General features: G+C 40.6%; 7 protein-coding genes. 4 read left to right on the forward strand and 3 right to left on the reverse strand.

Annotation, left to right across the window (positions count from 1 at the left end):
• Positions 1-16: 16 nt before the first annotated feature.
• Both FPQ13_RS11115 and FPQ13_RS13780 read left to right on the forward strand, forming a co-directional pair.
• Entirely contained in the window at positions 17-424 is a 408-nt protein-coding gene (locus FPQ13_RS11115; protein WP_246065500.1) for a DsbA family protein, read from the forward strand.
• Entirely contained in the window at positions 408-614 is a 207-nt protein-coding gene (locus tag FPQ13_RS13780) for a hypothetical protein (protein WP_246065502.1), read from the forward strand. Before FPQ13_RS11115 ends, FPQ13_RS13780 begins: the two co-directional genes overlap by 17 nt.
• Positions 615-917: 303 nt before the next feature.
• Here FPQ13_RS13780 and FPQ13_RS11120 read toward each other — a convergent pair whose 3' ends face one another.
• Both FPQ13_RS11120 and FPQ13_RS11125 read right to left on the reverse strand, forming a co-directional pair.
• The gene (locus FPQ13_RS11120) at positions 918-1,835 is read right to left on the reverse strand and encodes a cation diffusion facilitator family transporter (protein ID WP_144089400.1); all 918 of its coding nucleotides are present in this window, start codon (positions 1,833-1,835) and stop codon (positions 918-920) included.
• A gap of 53 nt (positions 1,836-1,888) precedes the next feature.
• Entirely contained in the window at positions 1,889-2,209 is a 321-nt protein-coding gene (locus FPQ13_RS11125) for an ArsR/SmtB family transcription factor (protein WP_144089401.1), read from the reverse strand.
• 284 nt (positions 2,210-2,493) lie between these two features.
• Between FPQ13_RS11125 and FPQ13_RS11130 the strand changes: the two genes are divergently transcribed.
• A complete protein-coding gene (locus FPQ13_RS11130) occupies positions 2,494-3,633 on the forward strand; it encodes a tetratricopeptide repeat protein (RefSeq protein ID WP_144089402.1) in 1,140 nt (379 codons plus the stop codon).
• A gap of 60 nt (positions 3,634-3,693) precedes the next feature.
• Here FPQ13_RS11130 and gdhA read toward each other — a convergent pair whose 3' ends face one another.
• Complete coding sequence (gdhA, locus tag FPQ13_RS11135) at positions 3,694-5,070, reverse strand: NADP-specific glutamate dehydrogenase (protein ID WP_144089403.1); 1,377 nt, start codon at positions 5,068-5,070, stop codon at positions 3,694-3,696.
• A gap of 119 nt (positions 5,071-5,189) precedes the next feature.
• Here gdhA and gltC point away from each other — a divergent pair, with 119 nt between their 5' ends.
• On the forward strand, positions 5,190-6,101 hold the full coding sequence (gltC, locus tag FPQ13_RS11140; RefSeq protein WP_144089404.1) for a glutamate biosynthesis transcriptional regulator GltC: 912 nt from the start codon (positions 5,190-5,192) through the stop codon (positions 6,099-6,101).
• Positions 6,102-6,192 lie beyond the last annotated feature (91 nt).

Genomic DNA, 6,192 nt, shown 5'->3' on the forward strand with positions numbered 1-6,192 from the left:
CGGTGAACAAACCCGCATGCCAATCGACGGTTCACTCATGCAAGACAACCCCGTGCAGTCATCTTATCCTGCATCAAGAGTGTTTAAAGTCATTCAAAATATGTACGGGGATGATGTTGCAAGCACTTATTTACGACGAACACGTGAAGCTGTTTTTGCTTTCAACAAAAATATATCCGACAAAGATGTACTCGTGAAAATAGTGGATGACATGGGGCTCGATGGTGAAAAAATTGTTACACAAGCGGAAGAGTCCAGTGCACAAAAATTACTGAACGAAGACTTCCAACAAGCGAGAAACCTCGGAGCTATGGGCTTCCCTTCTATTTTAATGATTAATGAAGAAAAGAAGGATCAATATTGTCGGCGGACGTCCATTGAATGCTTATATTCAAGGTTTGAAACAAGTGTTAGGCGTAAGTGAATTAGAACCAAAAGCACAACCGACGCTAACCGAACTACTCGCTGAAGAAGAGCTTTTATTTTCAAAAGAAATTGAAGTGATGTATGATGTGGAACAGACAAATGTAGCCAGCTTTATCGATGAGCATCTGAATTCAGATCAATATGAAGAAAATGAACTGCTTGGTGAAAAATATATTCAGATAAAATAATGTTATTGAGAAGCCCACGAACGTTGATTGTGGGCTTTTATTATGGGCGTTTATAATTTAATGGGCGGTGCGAGACGCCCGACAAATGCGGCGAGACGCCCGATAAACGCGACCAGACGCCCGACAAACGCGCCGAGACGCCCGACAAACGCGCCGAGACGCCCGACAAACGCGCCGAGACGCCCGATAAACGCGCCGAGACGCCCGATAAACGCGACCAGACGCCCGACTCCTAGCTAGCCTCACACAATTGCAATCAAATTAAAATGCACCTTTTGCAAAACGGCTGTCTCTCTTTTCCATTTACACCTTTTGATCATGATGACAAACGACTGAATCTCCATGTCCGTGATCGTCACTCTCTAGCTGAATCGTCACATGACCGACTCCTTTTTCTTCTAAATCCGATTCAACTCTTCTCAAGATACGTTGACACTCACGTATCGAAAGCTCAGGGTCGACTACAGCATGACAAGATAAAGCGTTTTGTCCACTCGTAATACTCCAAACATGTAAATCATGAATCGAATGAACACCTTGGACATCCTCAATCGTTTGAATGATCTCTTCCAAGTCAACATTTTTCGGCGTGCCTTCCATCAACACATGAAACGAATCCTTCGTGACACGATAACCGCTAATTAAAATCAACAATGCTACCAGCACACTCGCGAGCGGATCTGCCCATCCCCAACCGAAGAATAGAATGAGTAAGGCTGCCACAATGGCACCGACAGACCCTAATAAATCACCCAACACATGCAAAAAAGCTGCCCGCAGGTTCAGATTTTCCTCCGTATCCCCTTTCATTAAAATCCAGGCTACAATCAAATTGACGATGAGTCCAATCGTGGCAATGACCAACATGCCCGTCGAAGCAACTTCAGGTGGGTCAGTAAATCGCTGATAGGCCTCATAAAAAATAAATCCGGCAATCAAAATTAATGTAACACCATTAAATACCGCCGCTAATATTTCAAATCGTTTATATCCGTACGTCTTGCTGTAATTGGCCGATCGTTCACCAAGCGTAAATGCCAAAAACGCAACTCCCAGTGAAATGGCGTCACTGAGCATATGCCCCGCATCCGCAAGCAATGCCAAACTATTGGTCAATAACCCCCCAATGACTTCAACAACCATGAATGCGGTAATCAGTATAAAGCTGATCATTAATGATTTTTTATTGGCTGAATGTGAATGATCATGATCGTGTCCCACTTGCGTACCCCCTACTACCTGCACTGCTGATATTTTCCCTCAAAAACAAGCAATTACATATGACTAGCATGATTAATTGATTCCTTTAAAGTATTCATCACATGTTCATCATCCGGTGAATAAAAAATCGTTGTACCTTCGCGGCGGAATTTGACCAACCGAAGATTTTTCAAAAACCGCAGCTGATGAGATACCGTTGTCTGTTTCAGCTGTACAGTTTCGGCAATTTCGTTGACCGAACATTCTTTTTGATATAACAAATAGAGAATGCGAATCCGCGTCGGGTCACTGAGCGCCTTGAACGTTTGCGAAACGACAAATAACGTTTCTTCATCAATGACGGTTAAATTATCTGTGTTTTGCTTGCTTTCCATATATACTACCCCATTTCCCGGTATGAATTGTTTGTAATGTATATTATATGATTATATGCTCATATATGTATTGTAGCATATGACAGAATGAATAGCAAAGTTGGACATTGTTCTCAAGGACATTTTCTAGTATCTTTATCTGAAATGGCCGCGACATCTTTTCTGATAACATTCCCAAAAGGCCGCGAGAACCAAATAATCCAACAAGCCAATGAACATCACTTCATTCTTTGCCGTACCACTGATAAACTATTCATAGAAGAACAATCGAGGTGACAATCGTTATGGATATTTTTGATATTGATGCACAACTTCAACCACTGATCACGGAAACAAACAAGGAAGATCTAGAAGACATTAAAGATGAGTTTAAGAAAGCAAATTTTCGGAGTCTTTTGAGCAAAATCGATCCGCTTCAAGAAAAATACCAAGAAAACAGCGAATTGGTTCATGTTCTAACACTCATTAATGCAATCAGTTACTCACAAGTCGGCGAGCAAAAACAAGGTGCGGCGATCATTCAAGGGCTGTATGAGGAGCTAGAAAACCCGACAATTGATGACCTCTTGCTATACAGTCATATCGCTTTTTTAAGTGATTATAAGCTTGCCAGACGAATCATGTCAGAAGCGGTGAAGCAGTTTGACGACGAGGACGATGTAGATCATTACAAAAAGTCACAAGCCTACCTATTGCTTGCTGAGTCTGAAGAGAAATTACAAAAGTTCGGTCGTGCGATCAAATACTACACGATTGCATTAGACCAATTAGATTCTGATGTTGACGAAGAATATGACTTAGTGCTTTACCAAATGATCAAGCTCGGAAACCTGCATTCGATCAAAAAACAAAATGATGATGCTGTTCATTATTTCAAACAAGTTGTTGAATTGGCGAATGATGGTTTTGTTCAGTATAAAATCGACAGTTTGATTAGTTTAGGGAAAATTTCTTCAACGAGGAATGAATATAAGGAAGCCGTTTCGTATTTGAATGAGGCCATTGAGCTGCTGGAAAACTCATTCATTCAAGACAAAGGTATTTTCATTGAAGCCTATGTTGAAATGGCATACACCTATTTCAGCCAGGCTAAATGGGGTGAAGCCGTACCATTTTACGAAAAAGCAATGGAGCAGTTACGTCAATTAGTAACGTACCCGAAAAGAGACTACGGAATGGTACTGATGCAATATGCATATAGTTTGGAAAATAAAGATCATCCCGATCAAAAAGCTGCTGGGAAAACTTATGAGAAAGCCATCGATGTACTAGAAGAAGTCAATGAACCTCGACTATTAGAAAGCGCACTCGGTGATACAATTAAATTCTTCGATAAAACTAACCAACAGAAAAAGAAGAAAATATATGAAGATAAATGGGAACGCGTGAGAAAAGAACGTTATTTGCATAATTACATGCATTAAGCGGAACAAAAAATGCCGACCCGGAGCTAGATTGCTCTGGATTGGCATTTTTTATACTATCTATACCCCTTGTGCAACGATCGCATCGGCGACTTTTATAAAGCTTGCGATATTCGCTCCAACAACAAGGTTCTCAGAATCATCGTATTTCTTCGCGGCTTCAATGCTTTCCGCATAGATATTTTTCATAATTTGTTGCAAACGAGCATCGACTTCTTCTTTCGTCAAATGTGTCCGCATATTATTCTGGGCCATTTCTAACGCTGAAACAGCAACACCGCCCGCATTGGCCGCCTTTGCTGGAGCCATCAATATGTCATTTTCCAATAAATAGTTTATTGCATCATACGTACAAGGCATGTTCGCGCCTTCCCCCACTGCTTTTACATTATTTTTCACTAAAGCTTTCGCAGCGTCCATATCTAGTTCATTTTGAGTGGCGCACGGCAATGCAATATCACAAGGAAAAGACCAAATATTTTCGCAGCCTTCTACATACTTCGCTTTTGAATAGACGGTTGTATAATGCTGAACACGCTCTTTTTCATCTTCTTTAATTTGCTTCAAAAATTCGATATCCAAACCGTTTTCATCATAAATGCAGCCAGATGAATCACTACAAGCAACGACTGTCGCACCAAGTTCAGTCGCTTTTTCCATGGCATATAAAGCAACATTTCCTGAACCAGAAACAACGACTTTTGCACCTTCAAAGCTATAATTATTGTCTTCAAGCATTTCTTTCACAAAATAGACGGTGCCGTAACCAGTTGCTTCTTTCCGTCCTAAACTTCCACCAAATGCGATTGGTTTACCTGTCAATACGCCTGGCTCAAAACTATTGCGCATTTTTCGGTACTGACCAAATAAATAACCAATTTCTTGTTCGCTAACACCGATATCTCCTGCAGGCACATCAACATTTGGTCCAATATGACGGCTCAATTCCGTCATGAAGCTGCGACAAAAACGCATAATCTCAAGGTCAGATTTTCCTTTCGGATCAAAATCCGCGCCACCTTTTCCGCCGCCAATCGACTGTCCGGTCAACGCGTTTTTAAAGATTTGTTCAAAACCTAGAAATTTTACGATACTGGAGTTCACCGTCGGATGAAAACGTAGGCCTCCTTTATATGGCCCAAGCAAGTTATTAAATTGAACTCTGAATCCACGATTTACTTGAACATTGCCTTCATCATCGACCCAAGGCACTTTGAACGAAATCATCCGATCAGGCTCAACAATACGCTCCAAGATATTTAACTTCATATAAGCAGGATATTCATATAAAACCGGCTTAATTGTATCAAAAATCTCTCTAACAGCTTGCAAAAACTCGTATTCGCCTTCATTACGCTCTTCAACTTTTTTATAAACATTTTTTATATATTCATTTACTTGATTCGTCTTCACTTCTTTCAATTGACTGATAGACATAGAACAACCCCTCACGTGATAGACTTTCTCTTTTATCTATCATATAATGAATCAAATAATCGTTTCAATATAACAATTACATCAAACCTATGCATTAAATGCATGAATGGAGGTAAATGATGGAATTTAGACAACTGGAATATTTTATGGAAGTAGCTAAACGAGAGCATATGACTGATGCAGCAGAAGAATTGCACGTCTCGCAATCTTCTGTCAGTCGCTCCATTTATAACTTAGAAGAAGAACTCGGTGTTAAGTTATTCATTCGTGAAGGAAGAAATGTCCGTTTAACGCCAACAGGGCAAATTTTTCTCGAGCGAGCCACGCAAATTTACAATTTAGCGGAAGAATCAAAACGAGAAGTGAAGGAATTACTAAACCCTTATTCAGGGACTGTAAGAATCGCCTTCCCAATTAGCATGGCAGCTCACACACTGCCTTCAATTATATATGCGTTCAGAAAAAAATATCCTAATGCGAAATTCGAAATGAACAATGCCTTATTCAATGACTTGATCGGTGGCGTTAAAAAAGGCGATTACAACATGGCGATTACTGCACCCATTCCGAGTGATGAACAAGATGTGCAGATTAAAAGTCGAACACTATTCCGTGAAGAAATTGTCGCTTTATTACCTCTTCATCATCCATTGGCAAAACGAAAATCGATTTCTTTGCTCGAATTAAAAGATGATCCTTTTTGTATCCTGCCTGAAAGTTATATGTTCCACCAACTCGTGCTAGATTCTTGTCAGAATGCAGGCTTTGAACCGGAGATTGCCTTTGAAGGAACTGACATTGATGCATTGAAAGGATTGGTTTCTGCAGGACTCGGTGTAGCGCTCATGCCCGAAATGACGTTAATTGATAATATTCCACGTACCGCAACAACCGTCCGCATTAATGATCCAGTCATCCATCGCCCAGTAGGTGTCATCATTCCGACGCAACGAACGTTGCTACCGACAGAACAACTATTTTATGACTTCCTGCATGAATATTTCGAGCGATTGGACCAGTTTAGGGCTTAGGTAGTAATGACTATTAAGTGCGCTATTCAGGAATAGAGCGCTTCTATTCAAAGATAAGAATGAATTTGGAGGCGCTATCCACGATTAGAGC

Source organism: Allobacillus salarius (assembly GCF_007559425.1).
Taxonomy (GTDB): Bacteria; Bacillota; Bacilli; order Bacillales; family Alkalibacillaceae; genus Allobacillus; species Allobacillus salarius.